We start from the raw sequence: 14,030 nt of genomic DNA on the forward strand, positions 1-14,030 counted from the left end.
GCGGCGCTCACGTGACCCCGTAGAACCTCTCCGTCTCCTCGACGGCGGTCTGGAACCGCTCGTCGAAGTCGTCGCGAATGAGCGTCCGGACCACATAGTCCTGGACGCTCATTCCCCTTTTCGCCGCATGGTCACGGAGCCGGTCGAGCAGCTCCCCGTCTATCCGCAGGCTGAGCACGCTGGTCCCCATGCGTACGAGGGTCGCCGGATCGAACCGGGCGCCGCGTCACTTTCCGGAATCAACTCACCCGTACGGGTGACGAGAGGGTTCCGTGGCCGGGGTCATGGGCATTTGCGCGCACGGGAGTGGTCTTTAGAGAGGGTAATGAGTTACGCTAAAGAACATGTCGGACCTTAACCATGGCGACGACGCTGCCGCCGTGAACTCCTTGCGATCTGCCGTCATGCGGCTGTCCCGTCGGCTCAAGCACCAGCGCGTCGACGAATCGCTGAGCCCCACCGAGATGTCGGTGCTCGGCACCCTCGCCCGCTGCGGCACCGCGACCCCGGGCGAACTCGCCCGCAAGGAGCATGTGCAGCCGCCCTCGATGACCCGCATCGTCGCGCTGCTCGAAGCCAAGGGGCTGGTCCGCCTTGAGCCGCACCCCGAGGACCGGCGGCAGAAGGTCGTCACCCAGACCGAGCAGGCCGAGGCGATGCTCGAGGAGAGCCGCCGCAAGCGGAACGCTTTCCTGGCCACCCTGACCGACGGGCTCGACGAGGACGAGTGGGCGAAACTGCGCGCCGCCGCCCCCGTGCTGGAGAAGCTCGCACATCTGTAGAAGTCAAAAGAGGAGGCGAACGCTGTTGAGTACGGGACCCGGAGCAGACTCCGCACCCGCACCGACCACCCCCGACACCCCTGACGATCCCGTGGCACGCAAGTCCTCGATGTTCAGCTCGCTCAAGGTCCGGAACTACCGCCTCTTCTTCATGGGCCAGGTCGTCTCCAACACCGGCACCTGGATGCAGCGCATCGCCCAGGACTGGCTGGTGCTCAGTCTCACCGGCTCCTCCACGGCCGTAGGCATCACGACCGCTCTCCAGTTCCTCCCGATGCTGCTCTTCGGTCTGTACGGAGGCGTCCTCGTCGACCGTCTGCCCAAGCGCCCCACGCTGCTGGTGACGCAGACGGCGATGGGCCTGACCGGCCTGGCGCTGGCGTTCCTCACACTCTCCGGCCACGTCGAGGTCTGGCATGTCTACCTCGCCGCTTTCGTGGTCGGTCTGGCCACGGTCGTCGACAACCCGGCCCGCCAGTCCTTCGTCTCCGAGATGGTCGGCCCCGACCAGCTCCAGAACGCGGTCAGCCTGAACTCCGCGAACTTCCAGTCCGCCCGCCTGATCGGCCCCGCCGTGGCGGGCGTCCTGATCACCGGCGTCGGCACCGGCTGGGCGTTCCTCTTCAACGGCCTGTCGTTCATCGCCCCCATGACGGGTCTGCTGCTGATGCGGGCGCGTGAGCTGCACGTCGTCGAGCGCGCCCCGCGCGGCAAGGGTCAGCTCCGCGAGGGTCTGCGGTATGTCGCGGGCCGTCCCGAACTGATCTGGCCGATCGTCCTGGTCGGCTTCACCGGCACGTTCGCCTTCAACTTCCCGGTGTATCTGTCGGCCTTCGCGGACGACATCTTCCATGCGGGCGCCGGCTCCTACAGCCTCTTCAACACGCTGATGGCCGTGGGCTCGGTGGCGGGAGCGCTGCTCGCGGCCCGCCGGGGCACGGCGAAGATGCGGGTGCTGATCGCGGCGGCCGTGGCCTTCGGTCTGCTGGAGGTGGTGGCCGCGCTGGCCCCGTCGCTGTGGCTGTTCGCCCTGCTGATGGTCCCGATCGGCGTCTTCGCGATGACGGTGAACGTCACCACGAACACCAGCATCCAGATGGGCACCGACCCGGCCATGCGCGGCCGGGTGATGTCCCTCTACATGATGGTGTTCCTCGGCGGCTCGCCGGTCGGCGCACCGATCGTCGGCTGGATCACGGACGCGTACGGCGCCCGGGTCGGCTTCGCCATCGGCGGCACCATCGCCGCCACGGCCGCCGCCGTGATCGGCCTGATCCTGGCCCGCGCGGGCAATCTGCGCCTGTCGGTGGGCTGGACCCGTGGGTACCCGGTGGTGCGGTTCGTCCCGAGGGAGCAGCAGGAGGAACTGACGGCGGTGGCATGAGCACCTGACGGGGGCGGCGCAGGGACGCGGCTCCGGCGGGCTACACCCGCCGGGCCAGCACCTGCCCCGGCCAGTCGCCCTTCGCCTGGTACGCCTCGGTGCGGACGAAGCCGTTGCTCTCGTAGTAGCGGACGAGCTTGCCGTCGTCGCCCGCATAGCAGTCGACCCGCAGCAGTGAGACGCCCGCCCGCCGGGTCTCCTCGGCCGCGTGCGCGATGAGGGCGCTGCCCACGCCGTGGCCCTTGAAGCGGCGGTCGGAGGCGAGCCAGTGGATGTACCGCTCGGGTTCGCCGGGCGGCGGGAGGTGGGCCAGATAGGCGCCGGGCGAGTCGGTGAGGGTGAGGGTGGCGGCCGGCACGCCGTCGACGTCGGCGATGAAGACGTCGCCCTCGTCCATGTACCGGACGACCGACTCCACCGTGTTCGAGTGCTCCGACAGGGGCTTCGTCCCCCACTGTCCCGGGCGCCCCTGCGCGACCAGCCACTCCACGCAGCTGTCGAGCATGCCGAGTATCGCGGGGACGTCGTCGGGCCCGCCTTCTCTGATGGTGATCTCCATGCCCCCATGGTGACAGGCTGGACCCCATGAGACTCTTCGCCGCCGTACTGCCGCCCGAGGATGTCGTCCGCGAACTCGCCGCCGAGATCGACGAGTTGCACAAACTGCCCGGAGCGGACGCGCTGCGCTGGACCGGCCGCCCCGGCTGGCACTTCACGCTCGCGTTCTACGGTGAGGTCGACGACGACCTCGTACCGGATCTGTCGGCCCGGCTGGAGCGCGTCGCTCACCGCAGCGAGCCGTTTCCGCTGGCCGTACAGGGTGGTGGGCAGTTCGGGCGCGGGAAGGCGCTGTGGGCGGGAGCGGAAGGGAACCTCGCGGCACTGCGGCTGCTGGCGGAGCGTGCGGAGGCCGCCGCGCGGAAGGCCGGGGTGCCGATGGGGGAGCACCGGCGGTACAAGGCTCATCTGACGGTGGCGAGGAGCCGGGACGCGGTGGATGTACGGCCGTATGCCGAGGCCCTCGACGGGTTCACCGGCCGGACCTGGTCGGTGGACGAACTGGCGCTGGTCCGCAGTAATCTGCCCAAATCGGGCGCGCCGGGGGAGCGGCCGCGGTATGAGGTGGTCGCCCGTTGGGTGCTGGGGGCGGCCGGTTAGTCTCGATGCGTGGAACCGAAAATCCGGAACCGGATCATGGCCGGTGCGCTTGTTCTTTTGTTCATTGTCGTTGCGTTGGCTTCCGCGCTCGGCAGGTAGCGCGTAGTGCGTAGTGCTCTGCGGTGGGGCTGGGGAACTGCGGGTCGTGGTGACCTGCGGGCCGGTGGGGGCTCGTCGCGCAGTTCCCCGCGCCCCTGAAGGGGCGCTCCTGTCGCCGGGGTTGCCGGGCGCGGGCCCGGAGAGGGTCCGGGCCAGCGGGTCTGTGGTGACCTGCGGGTCCGGTGGGGGCTTGTCGCGCCCACGCGGTTGAGCCGCAGATCAACACAGCCCCTCGCCGGGGTTTACCAGGCGAAGGCCTCCGGGGAGGGGCCCGGGCCGGGGAAGATCTCGTCTAGGCCGGTCAGCAGGTCTTCGCTCAGCTCCAGCTCGACCGCCCGCAGCGCGGACTCCAGCTGCTCGGCGGTTCGGGGGCCCACGATGGGACCGGTCACGCCGGGGCGGGTGAGCAGCCAGGCGAGAGCGGCCTCACCCGGCTCGACGCCGTGCTTCTCCAGCAGGTCCTCGTACGACTGGACCTGCGCCCGGGTGGCGGGGTTGGCGAGGTAGTCGGCGGCCCGGCCGCTCGCCCGGCGACCGCCCTCGACCTCCTTCTTGATGACCCCGCCCAGCACACCGCCGTGCAGCGGTGACCAGGGGATGACCCCGAGGCCGTAGTCCTGCGCGGCCGGGATGACCTCCATCTCGGCGCGCCGCTCGGCCAGGTTGTAGAGGCACTGCTCGCTCACGAGGCCGATGGTGCCGTCGCGCCGGGCGGCCAGCTCGTTGGCCTGGGCGATCTTGTAGCCGGGGAAATTGGACGAGCCGACGTAAAGAATCTTCCCCTGCTGCACCAGCACGTCGATGGCCTGCCAGATCTCCTCGAAGGGAGTGGCTCGATCGATGTGGTGGAACTGGTAGACGTCGATGTAGTCGGTCTGTAGCCGCTTCAGGCTGGCGTCGACCGCCCGCCGGATGTTGACCGCCGACAGCTTGTCGTGGTTCGGCCAGGCGGGGGCGCCGTCCGCGGCCATGTTGCCGTAGACCTTGGTGGCGAGCACGACCTTGTCGCGCCGCTCGCCGCCCTTCGCGAACCAGTTGCCGATGATCGATTCGGTACGGCCCTTGTTCTCGCCCCAGCCGTAGACGTTGGCCGTGTCGAAGAAGTTGATACCCGCGTCCAGCGCCGCGTCCATGATGACGTGGCTGTCCGCCTCGTTGGTCTGCGGACCGAAGTTCATGGTGCCGAGAACGATTCGGCTGACCTTCAGTCCCGTGCGTCCTAGCTGCGTGTACTTCATGACTACCTAGCCAACGTCGTGGAGTGCGCTCTAGGCAAGCGACGCGAGGAAGGTGGACCAGGTGGTCGGGGTGAGACGGAGGGTGGGGGCGGTGGGGGTTTTGGAGTCGCGGATGTGGATGGTGGTGGGGGTGTGGGCCACTTCGACGCACTCGCCGCCCTGGCCGCTGCTGTAGCTGCTCTTGAACCAGTTCAGGTCCGTGCTCATAGCCTGCCCGCCACCTCGCTGATCAACTGCGCCGACTCCTCGGGATTGAGGGCCTGCGCTCGCAGAATGCCATATCGCGCGAACATGTGGCCCAGGTCGGGCTGTTCGCCGACGAAGTAGCCATTGCTGGGTCCTTCGACGTAGGCGATCCGGCCGTCGTCCTTGGTCTCCAGCAGGATCATTGGACCGTCGAGCCCTGCGTGGATCAGGCGGTCAGTTGGCATCACCTGGATCTCGACGTTGCGCCGTTGGCCGACCTCCAGGATGTGGCCCAACTGCTCCTTGAGGGACTGTTCGCCGCCGAGCGGGCGTTTGAGGACGTGCTCCTCCAGTACGAAGCCCACGACCGGCAGGGGTTTGCGCGCCAAGACCTGTTGCCGGTCGAGGCGCGCCGCCAGGCGGGCCTCGATTTCGTCGTCCTCCAGGGGCGGTCGGTAGACGTCGAAGGTTGCTCGTCCGTAGGCCGCGGTCTGGAGCAACCCGGGGATCACGTGGTTCGCGTACATATAGATCGCGGTCGCCTTCGCCTCCAGCTCCGCGTAGTCCTCGAACCACGACGGAAACCGGCTTGCCTTCAGCTTCCTGCCCGCCGCCAGAAGTGCACCTTGTGCACCGAGGACCTCGTCCGCGATTTCGATGAGCTTGCCCTTGGGTGGTCGTTCTCCCCGCTCCACCATGGCCACCTGGGACTTGGAGTACTGGACGTAGCCGCCCAGGTTCTCCTGTGTCATCCCGGCGCGCTCGCGATAGAACCGCAGCAACGAGCCGAACATTTCAAGGTTTCCCGAGCCCCGTTCACCGGAGTGCACAACAACCTCCCCAACTGCACAGCCCCGCACCACCCTTGCAAACCCCTGGTCACAGTATGTGAGCGCCCGGAACCATTTGCGGCATGAACGAGGGAATCGCCGCCCCCTGGATCCCGGCCTGGATCCCCGCGTCCGGCCACGCCCTTCGACACGCCGGCATCCACTTCGATGCCGTACGCATCAGAGGAGCTGAAGGGGAACGCGTCGCCAACGAGCTGATGTCCGCCACGGACTTCGACGCGGGACCGGTCGTCCAGGAGTTCACGGGCGAGCGGAACATGTACTTCCTGTTGCCTCCGCAAACCGCGTCCGCGCACCGCTGGCCGCCCGGCGTCCGTGCTCTCACGCGCGGTGACGGCATCCTGGCGTACGTGGGCGTACCGGCACTGACGGGGGTCACGTGGCCGTTGGGGTGGCGGTCGGTGCCGTCGGCTGAAGTGCCGTTCGTGGTGGGGGAGTTGTTGTCGGCGGTGGTGGCGGCCGCCTGACGGTCAGGCGCCGACGGACACGAACAGACCGCGGGTCCGTGAGCCGTCCGGCAGGTTCCAGGCGCCGATGACGTGGCCGAAGGCTCCCTGGGGAGGGACGGCGGTGGCGGGACGCAGGACCCGGCGGAGACGGAGAGGCGTGCCGTCCTGGGCCAGCAGTTCGGTGCCCTCTTCGTCGTCCTTGGCGGAGGCGATCGTGGGGAGGGGGCCGTCGCCGGTGTAGGAGCGGGTGACCTCGCGGTCGGGGGTGTCGCTGGTGCTCTGCGCCTGGGCCTGCGTCCGGCCCTCGATCAGGGCGAGCAGCTGCGCGGCCGACACCGGGTCGTGGCAGCCGTCGTAGGCCCAGCGGGGGCCCAGGACGCCGTGCTCCATGGTGCCGATGAGGGCGGCTTCCGCGCCGGGCAGCGGGGCGCCGCGGTAGGTGAGGGGCACCAGGTAGGCGGTGGGGTGAGGGCCCGAGGTGTCCATGGCCACCATGAACTCGATACCGACCTCACCTGCCGGATCGTCGAGCCGGAAGCCGCCGGCCTTCGTCAATTCCGGTGTGCCCTGACCGACGTACCACGGGCGGGTGGGCAGCCAGGTGGTGAGCAGTTCCAGCTTGGTGGGCTTGAGGGTGGTGCGGTGGATGATCGCCATGCGACGGGATTCTGTCAGTCGCGGGGGAACTCGTCGGTCTTGAGGGTGAGGTCGACGACGGTGCCGGTCAGGTCGATGTCGGTGCCGAAGTCGACCCTCGTCCTCGTGATGTAGTCGCCTGCCTTGGGCTGGGTGTAGACGTAGCACGTGCCCTTGTAGGGGTCGGCGATGACGTACACGGGGACTTCGGCGGTGGCGTAGGCGGTCTTCTTGGGGCCGTAGTCGTTGGCCGCGGTGCCCTTGGAAATGACCTCGGCGACGAACTCGACGTCTTCGTGGCGCCAGTGGCCCTTCTCTGTCTTTGCCGCGCCCTCCTTCACGACCGTCACGTCGGTGGCGAAGCCGTTGAGATGACCCGGGTAGTCGATCCGGACGTCGGATTTCACTCGCTTCCGGGGGTACTTGGTCCGCAACTGCTCGACGATGTCCAGGATGATCTCCCAGTGGGTGTCCCGCTGCGGCGACATGTAGACGGTCCCCTCGACGATCTCGACCTTGTATCCCTCGGGGACGGGCATCGTCTCGAGCCGGTCGAACATCTCGTCGAGCGTGCTCTCGTTGTCGCTCTCGGCCATCGCGATCCTGTCTTCAAGGACGGTCATCGTGGCGCTCCTCCCCGGCTGACCCATGCACCAGCCCAGCCGCGCAGTACAACGATACGCACGGCGACCTGGGCACTGAGAGGAAAGCCACACCCCGGTCGAAGGTCAGGCCTCGTACGGCTCGCCCACGTCCCACGCCTGATACATCGCGTCCGCGAAAGCCTCCGCGATCTTGTGCTCGCCGCTCGCGTTCGGGTGGGTGCCGTCGTAGGTGTCGAGGTTGATGTCGTACGACGACGGCGGCGAGGCCAGCAGAAGGGGTGAGCGGGGCTCGTCCAGGTCGGCGACCGCCTTCGCCAGCAGCTCGTTGAAGCGGGCGACCTCCGCGGCGAAGGGGGCGTCCGTCTCGGCCCGGACGTTCGGGATCACCGGAAGGATCGCCATCCGCACCCGCGGGCGCGCCGCCCTCGCCTCGGCCACGAAGCGGTGGACGTTCTCCGCGGTCTGCTCCGCGTTCGTGTAGAAGCCCAGGTCGATCAGGCCGAGCGCGACGAGCAGCACGTCCGCCTTGCACGACCGCACCGCCTCGCCGATCAGCGGAGCCATCTGCAGCCAGCCCTCGCCCCAGCCCGCCAGGTGGGCGCGGGGGAATTCGGGGTCGGCGTACTCGTACGACGTGGGGACGCCCGTCGCCTTGTCGTAGAGCGTCTCGCGCGGGCCGACCAGGGCGAAGGGGCCGCCGTATGTCTCGCGCAGGTGCTGCCACATTCGGTAGCGCCATGTGTGTTCGCCCGCGCTTCCGATCGTCTGGGAGTCGCCGACGGGCATGAACCTGAGCATCCGCTCATGATGGACGATCAGCGGAGCGGGTGGGGTGTGAGGCCCGCCACCTCCCTCGAACCAACGGCCGGGATGGCAGTCTTGGGGACATGCGCCGACTGCTCGCGTTCCTTGCCGGGGTCCTCCTCGTGGGTGCCTTCACCGTGCCCGCCTCCGCCGCCGACGGCGACGAGACCTTCACCATCAGCGACCCCCGCATCACCGAGTCCAGCGGCCTCGCCGCCTCCCGCCAGCACCCCGGCATCTACTGGACGCACAACGACCAGGACGACGGCGCCTACCTCTACGCCGTGGACAGCGGCACCGGCAAGACCGTCGCGACGATCACCATGACCGGTGTGGGCACGCCGCGTGACGTCGAGGCCATCGCGATCGGTCCGGACAACCAGATCTGGGTCGGCGACATCGGCGACAACGACGGAGTCACCTGGCCCTATGTGTGGATCTACCAGCTGCCCGAGCCCAAGAACCTCACCGACCAGAGCGTCAAGGCCACGCAGTACGTGGTGAAGTACTCGAACGGCTCCCGTGACGCCGAGTCGATGGTCGTCCACCCCAAGACCGGCCGCGTCTACATCATCGACAAGCAGGAGGACGGCGGGCATCTCTACGAGGGGCCGGCCAAGCTCTCCTCCTCCGGGACCAATGTCTTCAAGCCCACCGTCGCCGTCGACCTGTGGGCCACGGACGCCGCCTTCTCGCCCGACGGCGAACAGCTCGCCGTACGCGGATACTTCGGCGGGATCTCCTACGAATGGAACGGCGGGAAGATCAAACGCCAGGGGCGGATCAGCGTGCCGCTCGGGCAGGGGGAGTCCGTCACCTACAGCGTCGACGGGAAGAAGCTGATGCTCGGGAGCGAGGGGGCGGGCAGCGAGGTGGAGGCGAAGGACGTGCCCTACGGCTCCTCCGGGTCCTCCGACTCCCCTTCCGGCAGCGGGAGTTCGGCGGCGGGCGGTGACGGGGACAACGACAACCTCAAGGTCGGCGCCCTCGCCGTCGCCGTAGGACTCGCCGTCGTACTCGGGTTCAAGAGGCTGCTGCGGCGACGGTCGTAGGCCTGTCCGCTTCAGTCCTGCGGCTTCTCCTCCACCGGCCGTACCTCGTAGTGCAGCGTGCGCGTCCGCATCACCTTGTGGGTCAGTGGCACGAACACCCCCTGCATGAAGGGGTACTTCTTCCGCAGCAGCTGGGAGGCGTGCTTGTCCTCCTCGCTGCCCTGGTCCAGCAGCCGGGCCCGCGCGTGGATCTCCGGGCCGGTCGGGGCGCCGCGGACGGTCGAGGGGGCGATCTCCACCTCGGGGTTGTTGCGCAGGCGCTTGACCTTTCCGGCGCTGCCCGGGGTGCGGAAGTACGCGTGGTCACCCTCGACGGCGATGCCCACGGGGGTGCCGACACCGGTGCCGTCCCTCTTGTGGCTGGTGAGGAGGACGGCCCATTGCTTGATGAAGGGGGTGAGCTCGGGGCTCGTACTCGGGGTATTCATGCCTTCCATACAGGCACTGATCGCTCGCTTTGTCACCCTTTGCCGCGCTGGGCGACGAACACCTCCAGCCCGTCCAGGATCCGCTGGAGCCCGAATTCGAAGTGGTCGAAGTCGGGGCCGAACGTGTCCTCGGAGAGGGAGGCCATGACCGGGTAGCGGCCCGACGCGAGGACCTTCTCCAGCGTCGGCACCTGGGCCTGCCAGAACTCCGCGTCCGTGAGGCCGGTCCGGCGCTCCGCCTCCTGGTGGTACAGCTGCGTGCGGGCGGCGCCGACGACGTACCCGTCGATCGCGATGATCGCCGACACCAGCTCGGGGTCGGTCAGTCCCATCGGCCGGATGAGCGAGAGCACCTTCTCCATGCCGTCGAGCGCACTCGGGCCGAGGATCGGGCGGGACTGGTTGACCTGGAGCAGCCAGGGGTGGCGCCGGTAGAGGGCGAGGGTGGCGTGGCCCAGGCTCTCCAGGGCCGAGCGCCAGCTGCCGTCGCCGAGATCGGCCGGGTTCTCGGAGGGCTTCTGGACGCGGTCCAGCATCAGGTCGAGCAGCTCGCCCTTGCCGGGGACATAGCGGTAGAGGGACATGGTGCCGGTGCCGAGTTCGGTGGCGACGCGGCGCATCGAGACCGCGTCCAGGCCCTCCGCGTCCGCGACCCGGACGGCCGCCTCCACGATCTGGTCAGGGCTCAGCCCCGGTTTCGGGCCGCGACTGGGGCGCCGGCCGGTGTCCCAGAGCAGTTTCAGCGTGCGCCCGATGTCGCCGCTGCCGCTGGTCTCCGTACCGCCCTTGCCGCTCGTCATGCCGCTCAGCTTAAATCCTCGGCGAAAAACTGGGTACGGTGTACGCGCAATCGGGTACGGTGTACTCAGTTGAGGAGAAGGGGGACCCATGAGTGACGGTTACGCGGTGCAGGCGGAGGGCCTGGAGAAGCGGTACGGCGAGAAACACGCCCTCGACGGCTTCGACCTGGCCGTGCGCGAGGGCACCGTGCACGGGCTGCTCGGACCGAACGGCGCGGGCAAGACCACCGCGGTCCGCATCCTGTCCACGCTGCTGCGACTGGACGGCGGACAGGCGACGGTGGCCGGCCTGGACGTCGTACGACAGCCGCGCGAGGTGCGGGCGAGGATCGGGCTGACCGGGCAGTACGCCGCCGTGGACGAGGTGCTCACCGGGCGGCAGAACCTGGAGATGTTCGGCCGGCTGTTCCACCTGGGCGGGAAGCGGGCGCGGCTGCGGGCCACCGAGCTGCTGGCGCAGTTCGACCTGACCGACGCCGCCGACAAGGGCGTCGGCGCCTACAGCGGCGGCATGCGGCGCCGCCTCGACCTCGCCGCGTCGATGATCCTCACCCCGGCGGTCCTCTTCCTGGACGAGCCGACGACGGGCCTTGATCCCCGTGGGCGGGGTGAAGTCTGGGAATCCGTAAGGGCGTTGGTGGCCGGCGGCACCACGGTGCTGCTGACCACGCAGTACCTGGAGGAGGCCGACAAGCTCGCCTCCCGCATCACCGTCATCGACCAGGGCCGGTCGATCGCCGACGACTCCCCGGAGGGTCTGAAGGACCGCGTCGGCGGCGACCGCATCGAGGTCGTCCTCAGCGAACGCGCCGACATCGCGCGGGCGGTGAAGGTCGTCGCCCGGGTCTGTGACGGCGAACCGGAGACCGACGAGACCGAACTGCGCGTGCACGCCCCGGTGACCGACCGCGTGTCGGCCCTCACCGAGGTGGCCCGCACACTCCAGGACGAGGGCGTGCCGGTCGAGGACATCGGGCTGCGCAGGCCGAGCCTGGACGACGTGTTCCTGCGGCTGACCGGACATCGTACGGAGACCACGGACTCCAAGGAGGCGGCGAAGTGAGCACGTTGGACCTGACCGGGCCCCCCACGCGCAGCCGCACCCACTGGGCTCTCGTCGACTGCTGGAACATCGTCCGCCGCGGCCTCACCCACTACCAGCGCCAGCCCGTCAACATCGCCTGGCAGCTGGGCTTCCCGATCCTGTCCGTCCTGCTGTACGGCTATGTCTTCGGCAGCGCGATGAAGGTGCCCGGCGGCGGTGACTACAAGGACTTCCTGATGCCGGGCATGTTCGTGATGACCATGGCGTTCGGCTTCATCAACACGGCGACGGTCGTGGTGTACGACTCCACCAAGGGCGTCATCGACCGGTTCCGCTCCATGCCGATGGCGTCGTCCGCGGTGGTCGCCGGACGCGGGGTGACCGACCTGCTGGTGGCCTGCGCGGAGCTCGGCATCATGATGCTGACGGCGTTCGCGATGGGCTGGCGGCCGGACGGCGGATTCGGCTTCCTCGCGGCCTTCGGCCTGCTCCTGTGGCTGCGGTTCGCGCTGATCTGGATCGGCGTGTGGCTGGGCCTGCTCGTGCCCAACCCCGAGGCGGCGGGCGGACTTTTCGCGGTCGCCTTCCCCCTGACGATGATCTCCAGCATCTTCGTCGCCCCGCAGCTGATGCCGGACTGGCTCGGCTGGGTCGCGGCCTGGAACCCGATCTCCTCCACGGCGGCGGCCACCCGCGACCTGTTCGGCTCACCGGGCGCGGTCGGCGACTCCTGGGTCGAGCAGCACGCACTGCTGATGGCCGGGGTGTGGCCGGTGGTGCTGACGCTGATCTTCCTGCCGCTCGCGGTGCGGCGCTTCCGAAAGCTGAGCCGCTGAGCTGTGCGGATGTGCGGGGTGCCGCCCCCGGGCGGAGACTGGAAGGGGGATGAGTCAGGAGGAATCATGACGGCTGCGACGAAGGAAGGTACCGCGGTCGCCCTTGAGGGTGACGGTGTGGAGCTGCGCAAGGCCGAGATCGGCGGCGAGATGAGCGTGGCCTTCATCCACCTGCCGAAGGGCACCGACATGACCCCGGGTGTGAAGGGCCTGCCCGGCGACATGTGCCAGTGCCCCCACTGGGGCTATGTGTTCAAGGGCCGTCTACAGCTGAAGACGACCGAGGGCGACGAGACCTACGAGGCGGGCCAGGCGTTCTACTGGAGGCCCGGCCACATTCCGGTCGCTCTGGAGGACGTCGAGTTCATCGACTTCTCGCCGACCCTGGAGTTCGACCGCGTCCTCGACCACGTGAAGTCCCAGATGAGCTGATCAGGCCCCGGCGACACGAGGGGCGCCCCGGGAAGTTCCGGGGCGCCCCTCATCGTCGTACCGCTGCGATCAGAGCTTCTCGATCACGTAGTCGACGCACTTCGTCAGCGCCTCGATGTCGGCCGGGTCGATCGCCGGGAACATGGCGACGCGGAGCTGGTTGCGGCCGAGCTTGCGGTAGGGCTCGGTGTCGACGATGCCGTTGGCGCGCAGGACCTTGGCGATGGCGGCGGCGTCGATGTCGTCCACGAAGTCGATGGTGCCGATGACCTGCGAGCGCTTGGCCGGGTCGGTGACGAAGGGGTTCGCGAACTTGATGTCCTCGGCCCAGCCGTACAGGGTGCGTGCGGAGGTGGCCGTGCGGCGGACCGACCAGTCCAGGCCGCCCTGGCCGTTGATCCACTCCAGCTGGTCGTTGAGGAGGAAGAGGGTGGCGAGGGCGGGGGTGTTGTACGTCTGGTTCTTGAGGGAGTTGTCGATCGCCGTGGGGAGCGAGAAGAACTCCGGCACGTGACGTCCGCTCGCGTGGATGCGCTCGGCGCGCTCGATCGCGGCGGGGGAGAAGACGCCGATCCACAGGCCGCCGTCGGAGGCGAAGGACTTCTGCGGGGCGAAGTAGTAGACGTCGGTCTCGGCGATGTCGACGGGCAGGCCGCCGGCACCGGACGTGGCGTCCACGAGGACGAGGGCGCCTTCGTCGGCGCCGGCCACGCGCTTGATCGGCATGGCGACGCCGGTCGAGGTCTCGTTGTGCGTGTAGGCGTAGACGTCGACGCCCGCCTCGGCGACTGGCTCGGGGTGCGTGCCGGGGTCGGCGGAGATGACGTCCGGTTCGGCCAGCCAGGGGGCGAGCTTCGCGGCCTTGGCGAACTTGGAGGAGAACTCGCCGAACGTGAGGTGCTGCGACTTGTTCTCGATCAGTCCGTGCGTCGCGACGTCCCAGAACGCCGTCGAGCCGCCGTTGCCGAGCACGACCTCATAGCCGTCGGGCAGCTGGAACAGCTCACGGACACCCTCGCGCACCTTGCCGACCAGGTTTTTCACCGGGGCCTGGCGGTGGGAGGTGCCCATGAGGGACGTACCGGTGGCGGCCAGCGCGTCCAGCGCTTCCGTCCGCACCTTGGAGGGGCCCGCGCCGAAACGTCCGTCGGCGGGCTTGATGTCAGCGGGAATCTGGATCTCAGCCACGGAAGGGAGGGTAGCCGTTGGGGGAAACCTGGGCGAAACGTGGTCCGTCGGGTGAGA

General features: G+C 68.7%; 19 protein-coding genes. 8 read left to right on the forward strand and 11 right to left on the reverse strand.

The genetic code is table 11. The features are described from left to right. Positions 1–7: 7 nt before the first annotated feature. Positions 8–190 carry a ribbon-helix-helix protein, CopG family gene (locus ACIHFB_RS32375; RefSeq protein ID WP_210588969.1) on the reverse strand — a complete coding sequence of 61 codons (183 nt, stop codon included), beginning with the start codon at positions 188–190 and terminating at the stop codon, positions 8–10. A 154-nt stretch (positions 191–344) separates the two neighbouring features. Between ACIHFB_RS32375 and ACIHFB_RS32380 the strand changes: the two genes are divergently transcribed. Together ACIHFB_RS32380 and ACIHFB_RS32385 are read left to right on the forward strand one after the other, a co-directional pair. Next, positions 345–782 (forward strand): MarR family transcriptional regulator, encoded by a 438-nt coding sequence (locus tag ACIHFB_RS32380; RefSeq protein ID WP_365275712.1) that lies wholly within the window; start codon positions 345–347, stop codon positions 780–782. Between the two features lie 25 nt (positions 783–807). Beyond that, a complete protein-coding gene (locus tag ACIHFB_RS32385) occupies positions 808–2,166 on the forward strand; it encodes an MFS transporter (RefSeq protein WP_365275714.1) in 1,359 nt (452 codons plus the stop codon). Between the two features lie 40 nt (positions 2,167–2,206). Here the strand turns inward: ACIHFB_RS32385 and ACIHFB_RS32390 are convergent, their stop codons facing one another. After that, on the reverse strand, positions 2,207–2,725 hold the full coding sequence (locus ACIHFB_RS32390; protein ID WP_365275717.1) for a GNAT family N-acetyltransferase: 519 nt from the start codon (positions 2,723–2,725) through the stop codon (positions 2,207–2,209). Positions 2,726–2,751: 26 nt separating this feature from the next. On the opposite strand from ACIHFB_RS32390, the gene thpR reads away from it, so the two are divergent. After that, positions 2,752–3,324 carry an RNA 2',3'-cyclic phosphodiesterase gene (gene thpR, locus ACIHFB_RS32395; protein ID WP_400128818.1) on the forward strand — a complete coding sequence of 191 codons (573 nt, stop codon included), beginning with the start codon at positions 2,752–2,754 and terminating at the stop codon, positions 3,322–3,324. Between the two features lie 341 nt (positions 3,325–3,665). Here the strand turns inward: thpR and ACIHFB_RS32400 are convergent, their stop codons facing one another. From ACIHFB_RS32400 to ACIHFB_RS32410, 3 genes are read right to left on the reverse strand one after another with little or no spacing between them, the layout of a single operon-like run. Further along, entirely contained in the window at positions 3,666–4,661 is a 996-nt protein-coding gene (locus tag ACIHFB_RS32400; protein ID WP_400128819.1) for an aldo/keto reductase, read from the reverse strand. A gap of 30 nt (positions 4,662–4,691) precedes the next feature. Further along, positions 4,692–4,868 (reverse strand): DUF397 domain-containing protein, encoded by a 177-nt coding sequence (locus tag ACIHFB_RS32405; RefSeq protein ID WP_400128820.1) that lies wholly within the window; start codon positions 4,866–4,868, stop codon positions 4,692–4,694. After that, positions 4,865–5,641, reverse strand: a complete 777-nt coding sequence (locus ACIHFB_RS32410) for a Scr1 family TA system antitoxin-like transcriptional regulator (protein ID WP_400128821.1) — start codon at positions 5,639–5,641, stop codon at positions 4,865–4,867. The genes ACIHFB_RS32405 and ACIHFB_RS32410 overlap by 4 nt, the downstream gene beginning before the upstream one ends. Before the next feature lie 119 nt (positions 5,642–5,760). Between ACIHFB_RS32410 and ACIHFB_RS32415 the strand changes: the two genes are divergently transcribed. Beyond that, positions 5,761–6,165: a hypothetical protein gene (locus ACIHFB_RS32415; protein ID WP_400128822.1), complete on the forward strand. Its 405-nt coding sequence runs from the start codon at positions 5,761–5,763 to the stop codon at positions 6,163–6,165. Positions 6,166–6,168: 3 nt separating this feature from the next. Here the strand turns inward: ACIHFB_RS32415 and ACIHFB_RS32420 are convergent, their stop codons facing one another. From ACIHFB_RS32420 to ACIHFB_RS32430, 3 genes are all read right to left on the reverse strand, one after another. Beyond that, positions 6,169–6,804 carry a 1,4-alpha-glucan branching protein gene (locus tag ACIHFB_RS32420; protein WP_400128823.1) on the reverse strand — a complete coding sequence of 212 codons (636 nt, stop codon included), beginning with the start codon at positions 6,802–6,804 and terminating at the stop codon, positions 6,169–6,171. 14 nt (positions 6,805–6,818) lie between these two features. Then, positions 6,819–7,406 (reverse strand): Uma2 family endonuclease, encoded by a 588-nt coding sequence (locus ACIHFB_RS32425; protein ID WP_400128824.1) that lies wholly within the window; start codon positions 7,404–7,406, stop codon positions 6,819–6,821. Positions 7,407–7,511: 105 nt separating this feature from the next. Further along, the gene (locus ACIHFB_RS32430) at positions 7,512–8,186 is read right to left on the reverse strand and encodes an SGNH/GDSL hydrolase family protein (protein WP_400128825.1); all 675 of its coding nucleotides are present in this window, start codon (positions 8,184–8,186) and stop codon (positions 7,512–7,514) included. 89 nt (positions 8,187–8,275) lie between these two features. On the opposite strand from ACIHFB_RS32430, the gene ACIHFB_RS32435 reads away from it, so the two are divergent. After that, a complete protein-coding gene (locus ACIHFB_RS32435) occupies positions 8,276–9,244 on the forward strand; it encodes a WD40 repeat domain-containing protein (RefSeq protein WP_400128826.1) in 969 nt (322 codons plus the stop codon). Between the two features lie 11 nt (positions 9,245–9,255). On the opposite strand, the gene ACIHFB_RS32440 is transcribed toward ACIHFB_RS32435, so the two are convergent. Next, the gene (locus ACIHFB_RS32440; RefSeq protein WP_365275746.1) at positions 9,256–9,672 is read right to left on the reverse strand and encodes a PPOX class F420-dependent oxidoreductase; all 417 of its coding nucleotides are present in this window, start codon (positions 9,670–9,672) and stop codon (positions 9,256–9,258) included. A gap of 32 nt (positions 9,673–9,704) precedes the next feature. Beyond that, complete coding sequence (locus ACIHFB_RS32445; protein ID WP_365275749.1) at positions 9,705–10,472, reverse strand: TetR/AcrR family transcriptional regulator; 768 nt, start codon at positions 10,470–10,472, stop codon at positions 9,705–9,707. 88 nt (positions 10,473–10,560) lie between these two features. On the opposite strand from ACIHFB_RS32445, the gene ACIHFB_RS32450 reads away from it, so the two are divergent. The 3 genes from ACIHFB_RS32450 (at position 10,561) to ACIHFB_RS32460 (ending at position 12,785) form a co-directional block, all read left to right on the forward strand. Next, positions 10,561–11,535 carry an ATP-binding cassette domain-containing protein gene (locus ACIHFB_RS32450; RefSeq protein WP_365275751.1) on the forward strand — a complete coding sequence of 325 codons (975 nt, stop codon included), beginning with the start codon at positions 10,561–10,563 and terminating at the stop codon, positions 11,533–11,535. Further along, complete coding sequence (locus tag ACIHFB_RS32455; RefSeq protein WP_365275753.1) at positions 11,532–12,353, forward strand: ABC transporter permease; 822 nt, start codon at positions 11,532–11,534, stop codon at positions 12,351–12,353. Before ACIHFB_RS32450 ends, ACIHFB_RS32455 begins: the two co-directional genes overlap by 4 nt. A 66-nt stretch (positions 12,354–12,419) precedes the next feature. Further along, positions 12,420–12,785, forward strand: coding sequence for a hypothetical protein (locus ACIHFB_RS32460; RefSeq protein ID WP_365275756.1), 366 nt, complete (start codon positions 12,420–12,422; stop codon positions 12,783–12,785). A gap of 69 nt (positions 12,786–12,854) precedes the next feature. On the opposite strand, the gene serC is transcribed toward ACIHFB_RS32460, so the two are convergent. Continuing rightward, positions 12,855–13,973 (reverse strand): phosphoserine transaminase, encoded by a 1,119-nt coding sequence (serC, locus tag ACIHFB_RS32465; protein ID WP_365275759.1) that lies wholly within the window; start codon positions 13,971–13,973, stop codon positions 12,855–12,857. Between the last annotated feature and the right edge of the window lie 57 nt (positions 13,974–14,030).

It is taken from the genome of Streptomyces sp. NPDC051963 (assembly GCF_044593495.1).
Taxonomy (GTDB): Bacteria; Actinomycetota; Actinomycetes; order Streptomycetales; family Streptomycetaceae; genus Streptomyces.

Coding starts and splice junctions, on each gene's coding strand:
- ACIHFB_RS32450 (WP_365275751.1), top strand. CDS start 10,561: ATGAGTGACGGTTACGCGGTGCAGGCGGAGGGCCTGGAGAAGCGGTAC.
- ACIHFB_RS32440 (WP_365275746.1), bottom strand. CDS start 9,672: ATGAATACCCCGAGTACGAGCCCCGAGCTCACCCCCTTCATCAAGCAA.
- ACIHFB_RS32405 (WP_400128820.1), bottom strand. CDS start 4,868: ATGAGCACGGACCTGAACTGGTTCAAGAGCAGCTACAGCAGCGGCCAG.
- ACIHFB_RS32390 (WP_365275717.1), bottom strand. CDS start 2,725: ATGGAGATCACCATCAGAGAAGGCGGGCCCGACGACGTCCCCGCGATA.
- ACIHFB_RS32415 (WP_400128822.1), top strand. CDS start 5,761: ATGAACGAGGGAATCGCCGCCCCCTGGATCCCGGCCTGGATCCCCGCG.
- ACIHFB_RS32460 (WP_365275756.1), top strand. CDS start 12,420: ATGACGGCTGCGACGAAGGAAGGTACCGCGGTCGCCCTTGAGGGTGAC.
- ACIHFB_RS32410 (WP_400128821.1), bottom strand. CDS start 5,641: ATGTTCGGCTCGTTGCTGCGGTTCTATCGCGAGCGCGCCGGGATGACA.
- thpR (WP_400128818.1), top strand. CDS start 2,752: ATGAGACTCTTCGCCGCCGTACTGCCGCCCGAGGATGTCGTCCGCGAA.
- ACIHFB_RS32430 (WP_400128825.1), bottom strand. CDS start 8,186: ATGCTCAGGTTCATGCCCGTCGGCGACTCCCAGACGATCGGAAGCGCG.
- ACIHFB_RS32375 (WP_210588969.1), bottom strand. CDS start 190: ATGGGGACCAGCGTGCTCAGCCTGCGGATAGACGGGGAGCTGCTCGAC.
- ACIHFB_RS32380 (WP_365275712.1), top strand. CDS start 345: ATGTCGGACCTTAACCATGGCGACGACGCTGCCGCCGTGAACTCCTTG.
- ACIHFB_RS32435 (WP_400128826.1), top strand. CDS start 8,276: ATGCGCCGACTGCTCGCGTTCCTTGCCGGGGTCCTCCTCGTGGGTGCC.
- ACIHFB_RS32420 (WP_400128823.1), bottom strand. CDS start 6,804: ATGGCGATCATCCACCGCACCACCCTCAAGCCCACCAAGCTGGAACTG.
- ACIHFB_RS32445 (WP_365275749.1), bottom strand. CDS start 10,472: ATGACGAGCGGCAAGGGCGGTACGGAGACCAGCGGCAGCGGCGACATC.
- ACIHFB_RS32400 (WP_400128819.1), bottom strand. CDS start 4,661: ATGAAGTACACGCAGCTAGGACGCACGGGACTGAAGGTCAGCCGAATC.
- ACIHFB_RS32425 (WP_400128824.1), bottom strand. CDS start 7,406: ATGACCGTCCTTGAAGACAGGATCGCGATGGCCGAGAGCGACAACGAG.